Below are 18040 nucleotides of genomic sequence, written 5' to 3'. Positions count from 1 at the left end.
GCGCCGAATTCCCGGAACATCGATCAAGTCTCCGCGTTAACCTTCCAGTAACACGGAGACTGATCATGAACAGTATGGCTGCCTTATTGGTCATCGTGGCCTGCCATCCCCAAGACACCACCTGTCTTCAGGATCCGGTCGCCGTGATTTCTTACGAAACGGATCAGGCTTGCTATCAGGCTTTGCCGGAAGAACTGCGTCGCGCCCGGGCGATGGCGGACATCATTTATGGTGATTGCTTCCCCGTCAGTGCGGATTTGGTTGCAGGTCGTGATATTCGCCAGACGATCGACCCCGGCAAGCTTGCTGCTCTCGACGCCCCGGTCGTCACTGCCGGTCCGGCTGAGGCGCAGGCGCTGATCGCACCGGTCCCTGCTGATCGCTACGGAGCAGTCGAATGAGCCCGTCCACTCACGACCGCCAACCGTCTTCCGAAATCGATGCGCAGAACCGGCATGTGGCACAAGAAGCTGGCCTCGATCAGGATCTCGAATCGCAGGTCCCTCCACGCTATGGTTCCTTCACGGTCACCACTCTCTTGATCATGCTGGGCCTGCTGATCGCGGTCATGGTCTGGATCATTCTCTGACATTTCTTTGTCCGACTATTCCAAACGAAAAAAGGCTGCGCCTCTCAGCGCAGCCTTTTTTGTATCCGCTTCCGGTCTCCCGTTACGCCCGACGGAACAGACGCATCGCGAGGGAGATGATGAAGAGAATGATGAAGATTGCGAACAGGATCTTGGCAATGCCGGCAGAGGCGCCAGCGATGCCGCCGAAGCCGAGAACGCCAGCGATCAGGGCGACGACGAGGAAGACGAGAGCGTAATAAAGCATGTTGGTTCTCCGAGTTTCGATGGCTGGAAAACGTCGATTTCGTGACTTTGTTCCATGCCGATCACGGCTTCGAGAGCACCTTCGACAGCCGTCGAAAAGCAAGCTAAAAAATGCTCTGGCGCGTGGAACCTTATCGGGATTGCGGCGTTGTCAGGCGACACTCTTTCAAACCCGTTGGACCCAATGACAGAACATTCAAAGAAAGCGCCGGTTTCGAACGGGCTGCCTGGAACGGGCGCCTTTCATCCTGGCGTCTCGGCGCAACTGCGGGAATATTATCAGTCGGTGCAGGAAGAGGGGATACCGGAACGGTTTCTCCAGCTTCTCGAACGGCTGGATATGGCAGAGCGCCAGGCCGGCGATGACACTCGCATGAAGGACACTGCTCGATGACCGTTGCCGACAAGTCGATCGACGGAGCATTCAAGCGCGATCTTCTGGCCGCGCTCCCAAACCTGCGCGCCTTTGCCGTGTCGCTCACAGGTCGCCACCATGTAGCGGACGATCTGGTTCAGGACACGATCATGAAGGCTTGGGCCAAGCAGGATCATTTCGAACCCGGCACCAATATGAAGGCCTGGCTTTTCACCATCCTGCGTAACGAGTTCTATTCGCAGATGCGCAAACGCGGCCGTGAAGTGTCCGATACGGACGGCATCTTCACGTCGCAGTTGTCAACGCATCCGCAGCAATATGGTTCACTTGACCTGCAGGATTTCAAGCGCGCACTCGACCAGTTGCCGAGTGACCAGCGCGAAGCGATCATTCTCGTTGGCGCGTCGGGCTTTGCCTATGAAGAGGCTGCCGAGATCTGCGGCTGCGCTGTGGGCACGATTAAGAGCCGCATCAACCGCGCGCGCAACAAGCTGCAGGAAATCCTCGGTGTAAGTGGCGAAGGTGACTACGGCCCGGACGCGCACAGCTCAGCGGTCATCAAGAAGGCCTTCGCTGTTTAACCACTTGCGACGCATTGCGTCGATGACCGCCGCGGCCAGCTCGTCTGCCTGCGGCGGTTTCGATAGGATGGGGTAGGACGAAACGATCGTGCCGGCATCGGGGAAATGATCATAGGACGACAGGAAGACCGGCAGGGCACCGGCCGACAGCACAAGTGTCGCCCGCTCCACATTGAGTGGTTCGGAAGACGCAGCGTCGATGATGACGATATCGAACTCTCCGGCAGAGAGTTCGTTCGCAAGCCCGGAAACTGGCGTGATTTTTACATCGCAAACCAGGCTCTCCTGCAGGATCCGCTCCACCTCCATCGCGATCAAATATTGGTTTTCAGCGATGAGGACGCGCGGCGGCGATGTGTTCATGGGACTTCCTTCTGTCAGGCGCGCTTTATGGGTCCACCCCAGATGGCCGTCATTTAAATAAGACATGTCGATGCCATGGTTGTTCCACGCGGGAACATGATGGCAGCCAAACGAGGTGATCGCATGGCACCGGAGCCGCGCCACAATCCAGTTCGCGTCAGTTGCTACGAATGTCCGCTTCGGCGGATGAAGCAGTTTCGGCCCTTCACGGAAGCAGAGTTGGAGTTCGTCTCCAACTTCAAGCGGGGCGAGTTGCAGGCCGATCCCGGCACGACAGTGTTGGTGGAGGGTGCGCAGAGCGCTCATCTCTACACCGTTCTTGGTGGCTGGGGCTTCCGCTACAAGATCCTCGAAGACGGTCGCAGGCAGATCCTCAACTATGTGGTGCCAGGAGACATGATCGGGCTGCAGGGCGCCGTGATGGCGGAAATGCAGCATTCGGTCGAAGCCCTGACGCCGATGACGCTTTGCGTCTTCGAACGTAGCCGGCTGTTTTCTCTCTTCGAGCGCCATCCCGGCCTCGGCTTCGATCTGACCTGGCTCGCCGCGCGGGAAGAGACGATCCTTGATGAACACCTGCTGAGTGTCGGCCGACGTTCGGCGCTGGAGCGTGCTTCCTATCTATTGGCTTTCCTCTTCGAGCGTGGGCGCGTGGCCGGCGTTGTGGACGAGAGGCAGCGGCATGTGCCGATCACGCAGACGCACCTTGCCGATACGCTGGGCCTCTCGATCGTGCACACGAACAAGACCCTGAAGAAGCTCTCCGATCGAGGCCTGATCCTGTGGCGTGACCGCGGGTGCGAGATCCTCGATGCGCGCGGGCTTGAGGACATCGCCGGCTGGACTCCCGGAGAGCCGCGGATCCGGCCATTTATCTAGCATTTGCCGCCCGGCTAGGGGCTGCCAGACAAAAGAATAGCCCGCCGTGAACACTTCGCGGCGGGCTTTTTCGTCTGGTCTCGCGGATGTCAGGCGACGATCAGGACGCCTGTGAAGAGCGCAATGATCATGACGATCAGGACGATGAAGATCAGGATCTTGGCGATGCCGGCAGAGGCGCCGGCCACGCCGCGAAAACCGAGAAGGCTCGCCACGGCGGCGATGAGAAGAAGGATGAGGATCCATTGTAGCATGCGTGTCTCCCTTGCAATGTTCCATGGGGAAACAGTGACTTGCCGCAATTGTTCCCTCCCGGGGACAAAGGTCTTGTTTTGTGCGGTGCAACAAAAATCGGTTTAAGCCGACGCGCCATTGCCTAAAACCGTCACTTGTCCTGAAAGCTGGACTAGACAGGCGACCTCGCTTCTGCTCGTGTCCGCCATTGGAGTGTCCTTCGACTTTAGGCGAGGGACTGAGGTTTGCCCCGTTCGAACGGAGTTAGGGAGATGGGATTGAAGATCGGATCGCCAAGGGAGATTTACGCCGGCGAGGCCCGCGTTGCGATGACGCCGGACAGCGCCGCGCAACTGCAGAAACTCGGCTATGAGTGTGTCATCGAAAGCGGCGCGGGCAAGGCCGCAGGCTTGTCGGACGACGCCTATCGCGCCGCTGGCGTGACCGTCGTCGAGACGGCTGCCGCGCTCTTCGAGACGGCCGACATCATTGCCAAGGTGCGGCCGCCGGAGACATCCGAAGTCGATCGTCTCGGCCCCGGCAAGACGCTGATCTCCTTCTTCTATCCGGCCCAGAACTCGGCCCTATTGGAGCAGGCCAAGGCCAAGGGCGCGACCGTCGTTGCCATGGATATGGTGCCGCGCATTTCGCGCGCCCAGAAGATGGATGCGCTGTCGTCGATGGCCAACATCGCCGGCTATCGCGCCGTGATCGAGGCCGGCAACAATTTCGGTCGATTCTTCACCGGTCAGGTGACGGCTGCCGGCAAGGTGCCGCCGGCCAAGGTACTGGTCATCGGTGCTGGCGTTGCCGGTCTCGCCGCTATCGGGACGGCTACCTCGCTCGGCGCAATCACCTACGCCTTCGACGTTCGTCCTGAGGTGGCCGAGCAGATCGAGAGCATGGGCGCGCAGTTCGTCTATCTCGAATTTGAAGCGACGCAGGATGGTGCGGCAACCGGCGGCTATGCTGCCCCGTCGTCGCCGGAATTCCGCGAAAAGCAGCTCGCCAAGTTCCGCGAACTGGCACCGGAGATCGACATCGTCATCACCACGGCGCTGATCCCGGGCCGGGATGCGCCGAAGCTATGGCTTGCCGACATGGTGGCCGCGATGAAGCCCGGTTCCGTTGTCGTCGACCTCGCTGCCGAGCGTGGCGGCAACTGCGACCTGACCGTCGCGGACCAGAAGATCGTCTCCGAGAACGGCGTCACCATCGTCGGCTATACCGACTTCCCGAGCCGCATGGCCGCGCAGTCGTCGACGCTCTATTCGACCAACATCCGCCACATGATGACGGACCTGACGCCGGCCAAGGATGGCGTGGTCGTGCACAATATGGAAGACGATGTCATCCGGGGTGCCACCGTCACCAAGGACGGCGAGATTACTTATCCCCCACCGCCGCCGAAGATCCAGGCGATCGCTGCTGCCAAGCCGAAGGAAAAGGTGAAGGAGCTGACGCCCGAAGAAAAGCGGGCCCAGGAAATCGCCGCCTTCAAGACCCAGACCCGCAACCAGGTGGGCATGCTTGCCGGTGGCGGCGCGCTCATCCTGCTCGCCGGTCTTTACGCGCCGGCCAGCTTTATGAGCCATTTCATCGTCTTCGTGCTCGCCTGCTTCGTCGGCTTCCAGGTCATCTGGAATGTCAGCCATTCGCTGCACACGCCGCTGATGGCGATCACCAATGCCATCTCCTCGATCATCATTCTGGGTGCCCTGATGCAGATCGGATCAGGCAACTTCCTGGTGATCATCCTCGGTGCGCTGTCGGTCCTGATGGCCGGCATCAACATCTTCGGTGGCTTCATGGTGACACGGCGCATGCTCGCCATGTTCCAGAAGTCTTGAGTTAGGGGAGGGGACACACTCATGGAATACGGATTCACCACAGCGGCCTATGTTGTCGCCGCCGTTCTCTTCATCCTGTCGCTCGGCGGGCTCTCCGGCCAGGAAAGCGCCAAGCGCGCCGTCTGGTATGGCATCGTCGGCATGGGGCTCGCGGTGGTCGCGACGCTTTACGGCCCTGGTGCCGGTAACTGGTTCGTCTCGGTCGTCATGATCGCCATCGGTGGCGGTATCGGCTGGGTCGTTGCCCAGCGCGTGCAGATGACGGAAATGCCACAGCTTGTGGCCGCCATGCATTCGCTGGTTGGTCTGGCTGCCGTCTTCATCGGCTTCAATGCCGAAATCGAGATGTGGCGCATCGCCAGCACGCTTGCCGACGCCGGCCTCAACACTTGCGATCCGCTAAGCGCCGTGGCGTGCGCGGCTCAGGCCGGTCAGGCGAACCTGTTTGCCGACTTTGCCGGCTTCGCGCTCAAGATCGCTCAAAAGACTGGAGCCGAAATCGCCGTGTTGAAGATCGAGGTCTTCCTCGGCGTCTTCATCGGCGCGGTGACCTTCACCGGCTCGGTTGTCGCCTATGGCAAGCTGGCGGGCAAGGTTGATGGCAAGGCGAAGAAACTGCCGGGCGGCCATATGCTGAATGCCGGTGCTGCCCTCGGCTCGCTGATCCTGCTGGTGCTCTATTTCAACGGCGCCGGTAGCTGGACGCTGATCCTGATGACGCTTCTGGCGCTCTTCATCGGTTACCATCTGATCATGGGCATCGGCGGTGCCGACATGCCGGTCGTCGTCTCAATGCTCAACAGCTATTCCGGTTGGGCAGCTGCGGCCATCGGCTTCTCGCTGTCGAACGATCTGCTGATCGTCGTCGGCGCGCTGGTCGGTTCGTCCGGTGCGATCCTCTCCTACATCATGTGCAAGGCGATGAACCGTAGCTTCGTCTCGGTCATCCTTGGCGGCTTCGGCGGCACGACCGGACCGCAGATGGAAGTCGTGGGCGAGCAGATCGCGATCGACGGCGACGGTGTTGCCAATGCGCTGAACGATGCAGACAGCGTCATCATCGTTCCAGGCTACGGCATGGCGGTTGCCCAGGCGCAGCAGTCGGTGTCGGAGCTGACCCGCAAGCTGCGTGCTGCCGGCAAGACGGTGCGCTTCGCGATCCATCCGGTCGCCGGTCGTCTGCCAGGCCACATGAACGTGCTGCTTGCCGAAGCCAAGGTGCCCTACGATATCGTTCTGGAAATGGACGAGATCAACGAGGACTTCCCCGAGACGGATGTCGTCATCGTGATCGGCTCGAACGACATCGTCAACCCGGCCGCCCAGGAAGACCCGAACTCGCCGATCGCCGGCATGCCTGTTCTGGAAGTGTGGAAGGCGAAGCAGGTCTTCGTCTCCAAGCGCGGCCAAGGCACAGGTTATTCCGGCATCGAGAACCCGCTGTTCTACAAGGAGAATACGCGGATGTTCTACGGTGATGCGAAGAAGTCGATCGACAGTATTTTGCCGTTGATCAAGTAAGCTTCGGATCAGACCAAATCTTTAAAGCCGGGTGGTGACGCCCGGCTTTTTTCTTCCATGGGTTGCCATGAAAACCGGACGTTAACCATAAGCCACTTAGATGGTGGCCAGTGTGACCGCAGGAGTTTTCGTGAGCATCAGGGTGTTTCTTGCCGGCATTTCCGCCGGGCTTATCGCAACGGCAGCGACGGCAGCCGACCTTAATTCATCCGATGCACCACTACCGCTGCCGCCGCAGGGCGCTGTCGCTGATATCATTCACGACTGGGGCGGCGGCTATGTCGGTGTTGTCGGCGGTGGTGCCGTCGGCGAAGTGGAAACGCAGACCGGCTCGGGCACGCTGTTTTCCGAAACGCCCTTGCGCGGTGGCCTCGCCGGTGTGACGGCGGGCTATAACATCCAGAACGGCAACATGGTCTATGGCGTCGAAGCCGACGTTTCCTGGGCGAAGATCAAGGGCGACAAGGCCTGCGCGGGCTTTCCCTCGCAGAACTGCAGTTTCGAACTCGGCTGGCAGGGCACGGCGCGCGCTCGCGTCGGCGTCGCTTTCGACCGGACGCTGCTCTACGTGACCGGTGGTCTGGCGGTCGCCGGTGGCAAGGGTGGTGTTGACCCGGTCCTTGGTGCGATTGTGGGCGAAGACCAGCAGACATATTTCGGCTACGTCGCTGGTGTCGGTGCAGAATATGCCATGACCGAAGCGCTGAGCTTCAAGGCTGAGTATCTCTACACCGATTACAAGTCGCGCACCTCGCCGGTCGGGACGGTCAGCCCGACTGACAGCTACAAGTCCGACCCTTCAAGCCACCTGTTCCGGGTTGGCGTGAATTACAGTTTCTGATCTGAACGACCAGGGTTGTCAGGCAGCGATCTAAAGTAGAAGCCGGGTGGCGACGCCCGGTTTTTTGTTGGTAGCACTGTACCCGTTTTGATACATTAGCTGCATGAAGCTGATCCAGTGGCTTGGAAGTAGCAAAGCGGATGTTCGTGCGTTTCCCGAGGACGCCCGGATCGATGCCGGCTGGCAACTGGAACTCGTTCAGCGAGGATTGGATCCAGATGACTGGAAACCGATGCCGACAATCGGAGCCGGTGGTCCGGGAAATCAGAATCCGTGAAGCTTTCGGGGCTTTCCGGATCGTCTACCTGGCGACATTGGAGGACAGGGTTCTGGTGTTGCATGCCTTCCAGAAGAAGACACAGGCTACACCTAAGAAAGATATCGATCTTGCCATTCAGAGGCTGAAGCGATGGAAGCAGGAAATATGAGCGAAGAGATTGATATTAGCGTCTGGGACGCCCTCTCTGACACCGAGCAGGAAGCGGCCAATCTCAAGGCGCGTTCAGCTCTGCTTTTCGAAATCCGCAATGCTGTTTTCGGATGGGGTCTCTCGCAGGATGAGGCAGCCAGGCGACTCGGGCTGACCCGTCCGCGTACCAATGATCTCTTGCGCGGGAAGCTCTCGAAATTTTCACTTGATGCACTGTTTAACATCGCATCAGCGGCTCGAGATCGAGATCCGTGTGAAGGACGTAGCTTAGCGCGTTCATCGAGACTGGCTGAATTCTTGACCGCTTCTGGGCGCAATTGAAAACCCCGCCACGAGGGCGGGGTCCAATGCGGTACTAAAAGTTCAACTCAGACATCCGCCTTGAACGTCTGCTTCTGCGTGCCGAGGCCCTCGATGCCGAGCTCGACCACATCGCCGGCCTTGAGGAACTGCGGCGGCTTCATGCCGAGGCCGACGCCTGGAGGCGTACCGGTGGAGATGACGTCGCCGGGATGCAGGCTCATGAACTGCGAGAGGTAGGAGACGAGGTGGGCGACGCCGTAGACCATGGTCTTGGACGAGCCGTCCTGCATCATCTTGCCGTTGACCGAAAGCCACATCTTGAGGTTCTGCGGATCGGAAATCTCGTCCTTGGTGACGAGCCAGGGGCCGATCGGGCCGAAGGTGTCGCAGGACTTGCCCTTGGTCCACTGGCCAGCGCGCTCCGTCTGGAAGGCGCGTTCGGAGACGTCGTGGGAGACGCAGTAGCCGGCGACGTAATCCATGGCGTCGGCTTCCGAGACATATTTCGCTGTCTTGCCGATGACGACGCCGAGTTCGACTTCCCAGTCGGTCTTTTCCGAAGTGCGCGGGATCAGGACGTCGTCGTTGGGGCCGCAGATGGCCGAGGTCGCTTTCATGAAGATGACCGGCTCCGGCGGGACGGCCGCGCCGGTTTCGGCGGCGTGGTCGGAATAGTTGAGGCCGATGCAGATGAACTTGCCGGTGCCGGAGACGCAGGCGCCGATGCGGTCGGCAGCAATTTCCGGCAGCGAGGAGAGGTCGAGAGCCGTGATCTTCGCCAGGCCCTCCGGCGAGATGGCGGCGCCGCCGATATCGGTCACGTGGGCGGAAAGGTCACGAACCTTGCCATCCTTGTCGAGGATCGCAGGCTTTTCCTGGCCGAGCGGGCCGACGCGCATGAGTTTCATGGTCTTGTTCCTTCCTGAATATTAGATCGTCCAGCCGCCGTCGATGGCATAGGCTTGGCCCGAAGTGTAGGTGGCGCCGGCGAGATAGACGGCAAGGTCGGCGATTTCTTCCGGGGTACCCAGGCGCCCCATGGGCTGGCGGGCGATGAAGGCGGCGCGGGCGGCGTCGTAGTCCCCTTGAGCGCGCATGCGGTCCTGCAGCGAGGGGCTTTCGACAGTGCCCGGGCAGATGGCATTGCAGCGGATGCCCTGCGTGACATAGTCGGCGGCGACCGACTTGGTGAGGCCGATCACGGCTGCCTTGGTGACCGTGTAGGCGAAGCGGTTCGGTACGCCTTTGATGGCGCTCGCGACCGAGGCCATGTTGATGATCGAGCCGTCGCCGCGTTCCAGCATGGCCGGCAGAACTGCGCGGATGGTGCGGATCATGGCGCGGACATTGAGGTCGAGGGCAAAGTCCAGATCCTTGTCGTTCATGTCCAGGACCGTTCCGCCATGCACGACACCGGCGCAATTGAACAGAACATCGAAGGGTCCGGTCTCGGCGACCACGGCCTTGACTGCATCGTCGTTCAAGACGTCGAGCTGGCGCGTGGTGATGCCTGTCTCGCCCTCCAGGCTTGCCAGCGCTTCGGTGTTGATGTCGGTCGCGACAACGGTGGCGCCTGCGCGGGCGAAGGCGATGGCGCTGGCGCGGCCGATGCCCTGGCCGGCTGCGGTTACCAGCGCATGCTTCTTTTCAAGGTTCATCTTCTTGGCTCCTCCAGCCGATCCCTCGTCAGTCGACCCTTGCATATTCCCACGGTCGATGCGAGCATCATTCATATGCAAAACATTTATTCATGAACGTCAAGGTCAGTCATTGGACTTCAGGGAGAGAAAAACGTGAATGACCTCGATCAGGACCGCTACCGGGCGCCGGCGCTCGACAAGGGGCTCGACATTCTGGAGCTTCTGGCGGGCGTCGATGGGGGCTTGAGCCAGGCGGAGATCGCCAAGAAACTCGACCGCAGCCCGAATGAATTCTACCGTATGCTCGATCGACTGGTGAAGCGCGGCTATGTCGCGCGGCTCGACGGTGACCGGTACGTGCTGACGCTGAAGCTCTTTGGTCTCGCACAACTGCACGCGCCGACGCGGCGGCTGGCCTCGCTTGCCATGCCGTTGATGCGGGAACTGGCTGAGATCACCCGGCAGGAAAACCACATCGTCGTCTATGACCGTGGCCATCCCGTCGTCATCGCGCAGCTGGAGGCGCCGGGCTATTGGGGGATCTCGATCCGCGTCGGCTCGCGCATGGGGCTGTTCGACACCGGTTCCGGCCATATCCTTCTCGCCTTCCGCAGTCCGGAGGTGCGGGCGATGATGGTCGCCGAGCATGTGGCGAGCGGTGGTCCCGAAGGGCGGATGACGGAGGCCTTCATCAGCAGGCTCGACCAGATTCGGGCTCGCGGCTACGAGATGATGCCGAGCGCCCAGACGGCTGGGGTCGTCAACCTCTCGGCGCCGATCGTCAGTGCCGATGGCGAGGCCTTGGGCGCGCTCACTGTGCCTTACATCACCATCATCAACGCGCCCGAGGCGCCCGATATCACTCGCACGATCGAGGCGCTGACGGAGACGGCGCGGCGGATCTCGGAGCTTGCGGGTGCCGGTCTCGGCGCTGAGATGGCCGACACGAATTGAGTTTCAACGGCCTTGGGAGGGGCCTGCCATGATTATAGATACCCATCTCCATCTTATTTATCGCGACCGGCTGAGCTATCCTTGGCTGAAGGATGTGCCGGCGCTGGATGCCGACTTCACGTGGGAGACCTATTCGCGGGAGGCGCGTCGGCTCGGGATCTCCTCGGTGCTGCATATGGAGGTAGACGTCGCGCCCGAGGATATTCCCCGGGAAACCGCGATAGTTCAGGACCTGTCGCGGAGGCCTGATAGCCTGATCCGAGGCGTGATTGCCTCGTGCCGGCCGGAAGAGCCTGGCTTTGCCTCCTATCTGGAGACCCAGCGCGCCACCCCCTTCGTCAAAGGCTTTCGCCGCGTGCTGCATGTCGTGCCGGATGATGTGTCGGAAGGCGCTCTGTTTCGCGAAAATGTGAAACGGCTCTCAGGCACGGGTCTCACCTTCGATCTCTGCATGCTGCCGCATCAGATCGACAAGGCGAAGGCACTGCTTGATCTTGCGCCCGACGTCACCTTCATCCTCGATCATTGCGGTGTGCCCGACATCAAGGGGCATGGCTATGACACGTGGAAGACCGGGATCACCGACATTGCCAGCCGCGAAAACGTGCGGGTGAAGATCTCCGGCATCCCGGCCTATGGCGATCTGGAGAACTGGACGCTCGAAGACCTCAAGCCCTATTTTGAGCACACGATCGCATCCTTTGGTTTCGATCGCGCGATCTGGGGCTCGGACTGGCCGGTCTGCACGCTGGGCGGCGGGCTCTCGACCTGGGTCGCGACGACGCAGGCGCTGCTGCATGGATGCACGATTGAAGAGAAGGAAAAGCTCTTCTCTGGCAATGCCCGAGGGATCTGGCAGCTCGGCTAACGCGCCTTGCCATGCTCTGCCAGGAGACGGCGGAGATAGCCGCGCATGGCAATGATGAGGGCTTCGATGTCCTCATTCGAGGCGGAGAGATCTTCGAGGGCGTAGCTCTGCAGGATGATGCCGTCGATGCCGATCAGCATCTGGCGGGCGACGGCTCGTCCAATGCGGCGGAGCTCCTCGTCGCTGTCGTCCTCGAAGACGAGGTGTCCGTAAAAGTCGATATAGGCGTTGTACTGACGGGCCGCGAGCCATTCAGAGCCCTTGGTCCGAAGGGCGTAGAGCGTCAGCTCCGTCTGGGCGATCTGCTTGCCCCTTGTGCGTTGGATGTAGCGCCAGCTGGCCCGGATCAGGGCTTCCACCCGGTCCTCCGGGTCTTTCGGCAAGGCGACATCCTGCCGGTAGGCCTCATCCATTTCTGCAATAAGGTCTTCGAGCACGGCAAGCAGGAGGCTTTCCTTGCTGTCGAAATAATAGTGCAGTGTCGCGAGCTTGACGCCAGCGGAGGCGGCGATGCGGCGCGTCGTCAGCGCCTCCATGCCGCCTTCCTCCAGCGCTTCGCGGGCACCCTTGATGATGCGGACACGGGTTTCCAGCCCCTTGCGGGTGGCGCCTGTGGGGCGGCCACGTCCCGGGGCGTTCACCGGTTTCTCCTGCGTCGCGTCCGCTGCCTCGCTCATCGGCCTCCTCCGGCTTCGAAGGTGACGCGGCCGTCGCAGATGGTCAGCACGGGAGACAGCGCGGTGATGCTTGCCGGGTCGGTCGCCTCGATGTCGCCAGAGAGAAGTACGACATCTGCGAGATATCCCGGTTTCAACACGCCCTTGCGGTCTTCCATATATTCGACCCAGGCGCTGGTTCGGGTGTAGGCGGCGAGCGTTTCCTGAAGGCTCAGGCGCTGGTCCGGCATATCATCCGCCCAGGGGTGGCGCGTCATGGCGTCGCCGATGCAGCTCAAAGGCGGAAGCGGGGAGACCGGCCAGTCGGTCGCGAAGACGATCGTGGCTCCGGCATCGACCAGCGTCTTCCAAGCGAAAGCGAGAGGCCAGCGCTCGCGGCCGATATAGGTGAGATAGGGTTCGAGCGGCAGGCCTGCCGAACCCGGCGGATGCGTCGGCTGCATGGACGCGACGGTGCCAGTTTCGGCAAAGCGCTTGATGTCGTCGGGATGAACGACCTCGATATGCTCGACGCGATTGCGCATGTCCTTTCGGCCATTGGCGTTGATCGAGGCCTCGTAGCCATCGAGCACCATGCGGACCGCGCCGTCACCGATCGCGTGCACGGCAACCGGCAGGCCGAGGCGATTGGCTTCCGTCGCGACGGCATTGAAGGCGTCGCTCGAGAATAGCGGCTCGCCCCTCCAGCCGGGCTTATGGGCGTAGTCGTCGACGAAGACGGCCGTTTCGCCCTCGGTGACACCATCCATGAACAGCTTAACAAAGTTGCAGCGGAGCTTGTCCGTGTCGAAGCGCGCCTTCCAGGCGGCGGCCTTCTCTTCGAGATCTGAGAGGGGCATGAAGTTCTTCATGTGGTAAGGCATGCGCACGCGAACGGCCAAGCCCTCGGTCTTCTCGATCTCGTCCAGCATTTCCAGCTGATAGAGATTGCCGTCCATGTTCTGGAACGAGGTAATGCCGAGTGAGGCGCAATAGGCCAGCCCCTTCTTCAGCACCGCGATGTCGCCGGCGCGCTCTTGCGGGGTGACATGTTCGGGATCACCGCCGGTGCCGACGCCCAGACCTTCGCGTCCGCCGGTCACGCTCATCGACGCGACAGGACGCATCGCGTTGCTCTCGCGCAGCTCGCCATTGGCGAGGCCGTCCTCGCCCATCACGATCTCGTTGCCGACGCCGACATCGCGACCCTGAAGGATGCCGGCCTTTTCCAGCGCGATGGTATTGGCCCAGGCCGTGTGCCGGTCGGGAGCGACCATCATGAAGGGGCGATCCGGGATAATGCGGTCGAGATGGTGGCGAGTGACGCGCTCAGTCTCTGACAGAATGGTGTAATCTGCCGTCTGGGCCACAAGCAGTGGCAGGTCCGGGTTGGCGGTCGCATAGTCCCGTACGGCCTTGGACAGGGCGTCGAATCCACTAACACCGAAGAGCGAGAGTTCGCCGAGCGAGACCGAGCCGCCGAAGATGTGCATATGCGCTTCGTTGAAGCCCGGCAGCACCGTTGCGCCACCGGCATCGACGACGCGGGTCTGCGGTCCCGCGAGCTTAAGGATCTCGGCACTGCTACCCACGGCAGTGATGCGGTTGCCGGTGAGCGCGATCGCTTCCGCGCGGGGATGCTCGTCATCCATGGTGAGGATGCGAGCATTGTGAATGACGAGATCGGCGCTCATGGTACGGTCTTTCTTCAAGCCTGGAAGGTGATGTGGCCGTCGCAGATCGTGACGGCAGGACGAACGCTGTCCATGATCTCTTCGGGCGCGACAGCCTCGATATCTCTGGTGAGGATCACGACATCGGCGAGATAACCGGGCTTCAGCATGCCCTTGCGGTCTTCCATGAACTCCACCCAGGCGCCGATCGAAGTGTAGGCTTCGAGCGCCTCCATCAGCGAAAAGCGCTGGTCCTTCAGGCCCTCCTTCCAGGGTTTCCGGGTCAATGCATCCTGGATGCACTGGAAGGGCGATACGGGCGAGACGGGCCAGTCGGAGGCGAAGACGACGGGGGCGCCGGCTTCTTTCATCGTGCGCCAGGCATAGGCGTAGTCCCAGCGATCCTCGCCGATCTTCGCCGTCGTCGGTTCCGCCGGGAAACAGGTGCCCCCGGGGTAATGGACAGGCTGCATGGAGGCGACGATGGCGAGCTCGGCAAAGCGCGGGATATCATCCGGATGGATGATCTCGATATGCTCGATGCGGTGGCGGTTGTTCCGCTTGCCGTTCGCCTTCACAGCAGCCTCGTAGCCGTCGAGTGTCTGACGGATCGCGGCACTGCCGATCGCGTGGACTGCGACCTGCAGGCCGAGTGCATCGGCCTTCGTGGCGATGGCGTTGAAGGCTTCCGGCGTGAAGAGCGGCTCGTAGGTATAGCCCGGCCGGTCGCCATATCCGTCCAGCATATAGGCCGTCTGGCTGTCCAGTACGCCGTCCATGAAGACCTTGACGAAATCGCCGCGCAGCATGTCGGTGGCGAATTCTTTCTTCCAGGCTGCCGCCTTGTCGAGGTCCTCCAGCGCCATGAAATTCTTCATGTGATAGGGGATGCGGATGCGGCAGGAGAGCTCGCCCGAAAGCTCCAGATCGCGCATCAGGCGCAGCTGGTAGTGGTTGCCATCGAAATTTTGGATCGAGGTGACGCCCCAGGAGGCGCAATAGTCGAGGCCGGCTTTCAATATGGCGCGGTCGAGGGCAAACTGTTCCGGCGTGACGTTTTCCGGATCCATGCCTGTGACCATGCCGAGTTCCTCGCGCCCGCCTGTGGAGGCGAGCGCCGAGACCGGGCCGAAGGCATTGCCCTCGCGCAACTCGCCATTCGCGAGACCGTCCGGTCCCATGACAATCTCATTGCCGATGCCGACATCCTTGCCCTGCAGAATGCCTGCCTTCTCCAGTGCTGCGGTGTTGGCCCAAGCGGTGTGATGGTCGGGCGCGAACATCATGAAGGGACGGTCCGGAAGGATCGCATCCAGGTGATGGCGGGTGCAGGGTTCGGTCAGCGAGATGATCGAATAGTCGGCGGAGAAACCCATCAGCAGCGGCTCGTCGGGGTTCTTCGCCGCATAGTCGAGGATTGCGGCCTTCAATGGCTCGAAGCCCTGAATGCCGTGCAGGTTCAACTGGCGCAGCGAGACGGAGCCAGGGAAGATATGCATATGGGCTTCGTTGAAGCCCGGCATGACGGTCGCGCCCTTGGCGTCAATTAGCTTCGTGTTCGTGCCGGCCAGAGCCTTCACCTCGGCTTCGCTCCCGACCGCAAGAATGCGGTTGCTGGCGATCGCGACCGCTTCGGCGCGCGGGGCGGCGCTGTCCATGGTGAGGACGCGGCCATTGGTGATGATAATGTTTGCCGTGGTTGCCATGGCGGTTTCCTCTAATGTCATGCGGTCCAGGCGCAAAGCGCGCGGAAGAAGGCGAAATTGTCGTGCTTCAGTTCGTCGTCCAGCGGGTTCGGCTGGGAGGAGAGCTTGACGATCACGGTGTCCGTCGATGGGTCGACATAGAGCCATTGGCCGTGGATGCCGATGGCGCAGAAGGCTCCATCCTGTTCACCCGACTGGTACCACTGGCTGCGATAACGCCCCTTGGGGAAGAAGTTGGATTTGCCATCCACCCAGGCCTGGTGGTCGCCTGCCGTCAGCATGTCGGCGAGCCAGGTTTCGGAAATGAGGCGTTTGCCGTCGACCGTGCCGCCGATGCGCAACATCTCGCCCACACGGGCGAGATCGCGGGCGGTGACCGATATGCCACCTGCGGCACGCGCCGTGCCCTCGGCATCAACGGTGACGCTGGCATGGTTCTTTGCGCCGAGCGGCTTCCAGAGGCGGGTCGAGAGAACATCGGCGTAGCGTTCGCCGGTAGCGCGCTCGATCAGGATGCCGAGCAGGTCGGAATTGGGCGAGGCATAGAAATGGGCGCCGCCATGCGGATGGGCGTCTTTCTTCAGCGTCAGCAGGAAGGCGAGCAAGGTTTCATCCGGCTGGGACGGATCGGCCGGGTTCCAGAGCGTGGCGCGGCGATAGCGGGCATAGGCGCCATCGGTGTTGAGATAGGCCTCGTCGAAGGCGAGGCTGACGCGCATGTCGAGCACGTCGCGAATGGTGCAGTCGCCATAGGCGGAACCCGCCGCTTCGGGCAGGAGACTGCTGACGAGGGCGTCCGGGTTGATCAGGCCATCGGCTTCCAATGTGGCGATGACGAGCGCGGTCAGCGACTTGCTGATCGAGAAGATAATGTGGAGCTGGTTGATACTAGCATGCGGGGCATAGTGTTCGGCGACGATCCGGCCCGCCTTCATCAGCACGAAGGCGTCGGTATGCGCGTAGTCGAGATATGCGCCGACATTCGGCTGGCCGGCAAGACCCTCAGGGAGTGACTGGCGCATGAGGTCGGAGACCACCGGCGAGCCCTCAGGCTCTTCGGCGCCTGCTGAGATCCTGGCGCTCGGCACCACCTCCTCGGCATGGCCGAAGCTGAAGCGGCTGAAAGGGGCCGTGCGCCAGTTGGCAAGCGTCACGTCCCGTCTTTCGAAGCCATAGGCCTCGGCAAACTGCGTCGTCATCAGGGTGTGCTCCTCCTGCGGGAGGGCCATTGGCCCTCCCGTTTCTGTATTTTGTTTTGGGTCGAGGTTACTTCTGAACTTCGGTCCAGATCCGGGTGTAAAGCTGCTGCACGTCGGGTTCGCAGCTCAGCAGAAATTCGCCGGCACTCTCCAGTTCTGCGGGGATCACCAGTTCGGGCGCGCCCTGCATCTCCTTGTCCATGAAAGCTTCCGAACCCTTGATGCCGTTGGCATACTTGGCGAAGTTCGACAGCATGGCCGCATTTTCCGGGGCCATGATGAAGTTCATGAAGGCCTTGGCGTTGTCGACGTTCTTGGCATCCTTGAGGATGACGACGCTGTCCATGAAGACAGGATAGCCTTCCTTCGGATAGCCGAACTTGACCTCCGGATTCTGCAGGCGCGAGCGCATGATGGCGCCGTTCCAGTAGTAGACGCCCGCGTAGTCGCCGGTCGGCAGCTTGTCGGTGACGCTATAGTCCATGGCGAGCCACTTGGCCTTGGCTTCGACCAGCTTGTCGCGGACCTTCATCAGTACTTCCTTGTCGGTCGTGCACCAAGCGCCGCCAAAATACTTGATGGTGGCGAAGAGAACGTCGTTCATTTCGGGCGTGACGTTCAGCTTGCCGACCAGTTCTTCCGGCGGATCGAGGAAGATGGCGGAGGTGTTGATGTCACCCTTGTAGAACTTGGTGTTGACGCCGATGCCGGTCACGCCCCACTGCCACGGAACCGAGTAGCGGCGGCCCGGATCCCATTCGACATCCGCCCAGCGCGGGTCGACATTCTTGAAGTTTTCCATCTGGTCAGGACGGGCTTCGAGCAGCAGGCCTTCGTTGATCCAGATCGGCATGTAGTTGGCCGAGGGCACGACGATGTCGAAGCCATGGCCGCCGGCGCGAACCTTGGCGAGCGCGGTGTCGTTGGAGTCATAGTCGGTGATCGTCACCTTGACGTCGAACTGTTCCTCGAACTTCTTGATCAACTCGGGGCTGGTATAGTCACCCCAGTTATAGATGTTGAGCTCGCCAGCGGCCGAGGCCGCGCCTGCGAAGCCCAGCACCGAGATGGCGGCAATTGCCGTGGTCGTCATCCATTTCATTGTCATTCTCCGTTCCTCTCTTTTGGTTG

At 61.2% G+C, this 18040-nt stretch carries 21 protein-coding genes and 1 pseudogene; 12 read left to right on the top strand and 10 right to left on the bottom strand.

Annotated elements, in window-relative coordinates; genetic code table 11:
• Positions 1-65 precede the first annotated feature (65 nt).
• On the top strand, positions 66-401 hold the full coding sequence (locus C0V73_RS03300) for a hypothetical protein (RefSeq protein WP_245407857.1): 336 nt from the start codon (positions 66-68) through the stop codon (positions 399-401).
• Entirely contained in the window at positions 398-589 is a 192-nt protein-coding gene (locus C0V73_RS03295) for a hypothetical protein (RefSeq protein WP_102018538.1), read from the top strand. Before C0V73_RS03300 ends, C0V73_RS03295 begins: the two co-directional genes overlap by 4 nt.
• An 82-nt stretch (positions 590-671) precedes the next feature.
• On the opposite strand, the gene C0V73_RS03290 is transcribed toward C0V73_RS03295, so the two are convergent.
• Positions 672-836 carry a DUF1328 domain-containing protein gene (locus C0V73_RS03290; RefSeq protein ID WP_102018537.1) on the bottom strand — a complete coding sequence of 55 codons (165 nt, stop codon included), beginning with the start codon at positions 834-836 and terminating at the stop codon, positions 672-674.
• A gap of 54 nt (positions 837-890) precedes the next feature.
• On the opposite strand from C0V73_RS03290, the gene C0V73_RS23430 reads away from it, so the two are divergent.
• Entirely contained in the window at positions 891-1229 is a 339-nt protein-coding gene (locus C0V73_RS23430) for a NepR family anti-sigma factor (RefSeq protein WP_245407887.1), read from the top strand.
• On the top strand, positions 1226-1792 hold the full coding sequence (locus C0V73_RS03280) for an RNA polymerase sigma factor (protein ID WP_102018536.1): 567 nt from the start codon (positions 1226-1228) through the stop codon (positions 1790-1792). The genes C0V73_RS23430 and C0V73_RS03280 overlap by 4 nt, the downstream gene beginning before the upstream one ends.
• On the opposite strand, the gene C0V73_RS03275 is transcribed toward C0V73_RS03280, so the two are convergent.
• On the bottom strand, positions 1760-2221 hold the full coding sequence (locus tag C0V73_RS03275) for a hypothetical protein (RefSeq protein ID WP_143708301.1): 462 nt from the start codon (positions 2219-2221) through the stop codon (positions 1760-1762). The genes C0V73_RS03280 and C0V73_RS03275 overlap by 33 nt on opposite strands.
• Positions 2222-2278: 57 nt before the next feature.
• Between C0V73_RS03275 and C0V73_RS03270 the strand changes: the two genes are divergently transcribed.
• On the top strand, positions 2279-3034 hold the full coding sequence (locus tag C0V73_RS03270; RefSeq protein ID WP_102018534.1) for a Crp/Fnr family transcriptional regulator: 756 nt from the start codon (positions 2279-2281) through the stop codon (positions 3032-3034).
• 89 nt (positions 3035-3123) lie between these two features.
• On the opposite strand, the gene C0V73_RS03265 is transcribed toward C0V73_RS03270, so the two are convergent.
• Positions 3124-3288, bottom strand: a complete 165-nt coding sequence (locus C0V73_RS03265; RefSeq protein ID WP_102018533.1) for a DUF1328 domain-containing protein — start codon at positions 3286-3288, stop codon at positions 3124-3126.
• Between the two features lie 258 nt (positions 3289-3546).
• Here C0V73_RS03265 and C0V73_RS03260 point away from each other — a divergent pair, with 258 nt between their 5' ends.
• The 5 genes and pseudogenes from C0V73_RS03260 (at position 3547) to C0V73_RS03240 (ending at position 8231) form a co-directional block, all read left to right on the top strand.
• Entirely contained in the window at positions 3547-5118 is a 1572-nt protein-coding gene (locus tag C0V73_RS03260) for a Re/Si-specific NAD(P)(+) transhydrogenase subunit alpha (RefSeq protein WP_102018532.1), read from the top strand.
• A gap of 21 nt (positions 5119-5139) precedes the next feature.
• Positions 5140-6639, top strand: a complete 1500-nt coding sequence (locus C0V73_RS03255; protein ID WP_102018531.1) for an NAD(P)(+) transhydrogenase (Re/Si-specific) subunit beta — start codon at positions 5140-5142, stop codon at positions 6637-6639.
• A 130-nt stretch (positions 6640-6769) separates the two neighbouring features.
• Positions 6770-7480, top strand: coding sequence for an outer membrane protein (locus tag C0V73_RS03250; protein WP_172449989.1), 711 nt, complete (start codon positions 6770-6772; stop codon positions 7478-7480).
• 103 nt (positions 7481-7583) lie between these two features.
• Positions 7584-7908: pseudogene (locus tag C0V73_RS03245) on the top strand (type II toxin-antitoxin system RelE/ParE family toxin).
• On the top strand, positions 7905-8231 hold the full coding sequence (locus tag C0V73_RS03240; protein ID WP_102018529.1) for an XRE family transcriptional regulator: 327 nt from the start codon (positions 7905-7907) through the stop codon (positions 8229-8231). The pseudogene C0V73_RS03245 and the gene C0V73_RS03240 overlap by 4 nt, the downstream one beginning before the upstream one ends.
• A 47-nt stretch (positions 8232-8278) precedes the next feature.
• On the opposite strand, the gene C0V73_RS03235 is transcribed toward C0V73_RS03240, so the two are convergent.
• A complete protein-coding gene (locus tag C0V73_RS03235) occupies positions 8279-9121 on the bottom strand; it encodes a fumarylacetoacetate hydrolase family protein (protein ID WP_102018528.1) in 843 nt (280 codons plus the stop codon).
• Between the two features lie 21 nt (positions 9122-9142).
• Positions 9143-9871 (bottom strand): SDR family oxidoreductase, encoded by a 729-nt coding sequence (locus C0V73_RS03230; protein ID WP_102018527.1) that lies wholly within the window; start codon positions 9869-9871, stop codon positions 9143-9145.
• A 135-nt stretch (positions 9872-10006) separates the two neighbouring features.
• Here C0V73_RS03230 and C0V73_RS03225 point away from each other — a divergent pair, with 135 nt between their 5' ends.
• Together C0V73_RS03225 and C0V73_RS03220 are read left to right on the top strand one after the other, a co-directional pair.
• Positions 10007-10807 carry an IclR family transcriptional regulator gene (locus tag C0V73_RS03225; RefSeq protein ID WP_102018526.1) on the top strand — a complete coding sequence of 267 codons (801 nt, stop codon included), beginning with the start codon at positions 10007-10009 and terminating at the stop codon, positions 10805-10807.
• A 28-nt stretch (positions 10808-10835) separates the two neighbouring features.
• Positions 10836-11675 (top strand): amidohydrolase, encoded by an 840-nt coding sequence (locus C0V73_RS03220; protein ID WP_102018525.1) that lies wholly within the window; start codon positions 10836-10838, stop codon positions 11673-11675.
• Here C0V73_RS03220 and C0V73_RS03215 read toward each other — a convergent pair.
• From C0V73_RS03215 to C0V73_RS03195, 5 genes are all read right to left on the bottom strand, one after another.
• Positions 11672-12352 (bottom strand): TetR/AcrR family transcriptional regulator, encoded by a 681-nt coding sequence (locus C0V73_RS03215; RefSeq protein WP_102018524.1) that lies wholly within the window; start codon positions 12350-12352, stop codon positions 11672-11674. The two genes, C0V73_RS03220 and C0V73_RS03215, sit on opposite strands and share 4 nt — an antisense overlap.
• A complete protein-coding gene (locus tag C0V73_RS03210; RefSeq protein WP_102018523.1) occupies positions 12349-14025 on the bottom strand; it encodes an amidohydrolase in 1677 nt (558 codons plus the stop codon). Before C0V73_RS03210 ends, C0V73_RS03215 begins: the two co-directional genes overlap by 4 nt.
• Positions 14026-14039: 14 nt before the next feature.
• Entirely contained in the window at positions 14040-15710 is a 1671-nt protein-coding gene (locus C0V73_RS03205) for an amidohydrolase (RefSeq protein ID WP_102018522.1), read from the bottom strand.
• Positions 15711-15727: 17 nt separating this feature from the next.
• Positions 15728-16909 carry a serine hydrolase gene (locus C0V73_RS03200; protein WP_102018922.1) on the bottom strand — a complete coding sequence of 394 codons (1182 nt, stop codon included), beginning with the start codon at positions 16907-16909 and terminating at the stop codon, positions 15728-15730.
• A 67-nt stretch (positions 16910-16976) separates the two neighbouring features.
• Complete coding sequence (locus tag C0V73_RS03195) at positions 16977-18011, bottom strand: extracellular solute-binding protein (RefSeq protein ID WP_102018521.1); 1035 nt, start codon at positions 18009-18011, stop codon at positions 16977-16979.
• Between the last annotated feature and the right edge of the window lie 29 nt (positions 18012-18040).

This window comes from Rhizobium sp. TH135 (genome assembly GCF_002855515.1).
In the GTDB taxonomy this organism is placed as follows: Bacteria; Pseudomonadota; Alphaproteobacteria; order Rhizobiales; family Rhizobiaceae; genus Allorhizobium.
This window is presented reverse-complemented; position numbering and strand designations above follow the sequence as displayed.

Bases quoted from the DNA above. Each gene is read 5' to 3' on its own strand.
- C0V73_RS03300 (WP_245407857.1), top strand. From the start codon at position 66: ATGAACAGTATGGCTGCCTTATTGGTCATCGTGGCCTGCCATCCCCAA.
- C0V73_RS03295 (WP_102018538.1), top strand. From the start codon at position 398: ATGAGCCCGTCCACTCACGACCGCCAACCGTCTTCCGAAATCGATGCG.
- C0V73_RS03290 (WP_102018537.1), bottom strand. From the start codon at position 836: ATGCTTTATTACGCTCTCGTCTTCCTCGTCGTCGCCCTGATCGCTGGC.
- C0V73_RS23430 (WP_245407887.1), top strand. From the start codon at position 891: ATGCCGATCACGGCTTCGAGAGCACCTTCGACAGCCGTCGAAAAGCAA.
- C0V73_RS03280 (WP_102018536.1), top strand. From the start codon at position 1,226: ATGACCGTTGCCGACAAGTCGATCGACGGAGCATTCAAGCGCGATCTT.
- C0V73_RS03275 (WP_143708301.1), bottom strand. From the start codon at position 2,221: ATGTCTTATTTAAATGACGGCCATCTGGGGTGGACCCATAAAGCGCGC.
- C0V73_RS03270 (WP_102018534.1), top strand. From the start codon at position 2,279: ATGGCACCGGAGCCGCGCCACAATCCAGTTCGCGTCAGTTGCTACGAA.
- C0V73_RS03265 (WP_102018533.1), bottom strand. From the start codon at position 3,288: ATGCTACAATGGATCCTCATCCTTCTTCTCATCGCCGCCGTGGCGAGC.
- C0V73_RS03255 (WP_102018531.1), top strand. From the start codon at position 5,140: ATGGAATACGGATTCACCACAGCGGCCTATGTTGTCGCCGCCGTTCTC.
- C0V73_RS03240 (WP_102018529.1), top strand. From the start codon at position 7,905: ATGAGCGAAGAGATTGATATTAGCGTCTGGGACGCCCTCTCTGACACC.
- C0V73_RS03235 (WP_102018528.1), bottom strand. From the start codon at position 9,121: ATGAAACTCATGCGCGTCGGCCCGCTCGGCCAGGAAAAGCCTGCGATC.
- C0V73_RS03230 (WP_102018527.1), bottom strand. From the start codon at position 9,871: ATGAACCTTGAAAAGAAGCATGCGCTGGTAACCGCAGCCGGCCAGGGC.
- C0V73_RS03220 (WP_102018525.1), top strand. From the start codon at position 10,836: ATGATTATAGATACCCATCTCCATCTTATTTATCGCGACCGGCTGAGC.
- C0V73_RS03215 (WP_102018524.1), bottom strand. From the start codon at position 12,352: ATGAGCGAGGCAGCGGACGCGACGCAGGAGAAACCGGTGAACGCCCCG.
- C0V73_RS03210 (WP_102018523.1), bottom strand. From the start codon at position 14,025: ATGAGCGCCGATCTCGTCATTCACAATGCTCGCATCCTCACCATGGAT.
- C0V73_RS03205 (WP_102018522.1), bottom strand. From the start codon at position 15,710: ATGGCAACCACGGCAAACATTATCATCACCAATGGCCGCGTCCTCACC.
- C0V73_RS03200 (WP_102018922.1), bottom strand. From the start codon at position 16,909: ATGACGACGCAGTTTGCCGAGGCCTATGGCTTCGAAAGACGGGACGTG.
- C0V73_RS03195 (WP_102018521.1), bottom strand. From the start codon at position 18,011: ATGAAATGGATGACGACCACGGCAATTGCCGCCATCTCGGTGCTGGGC.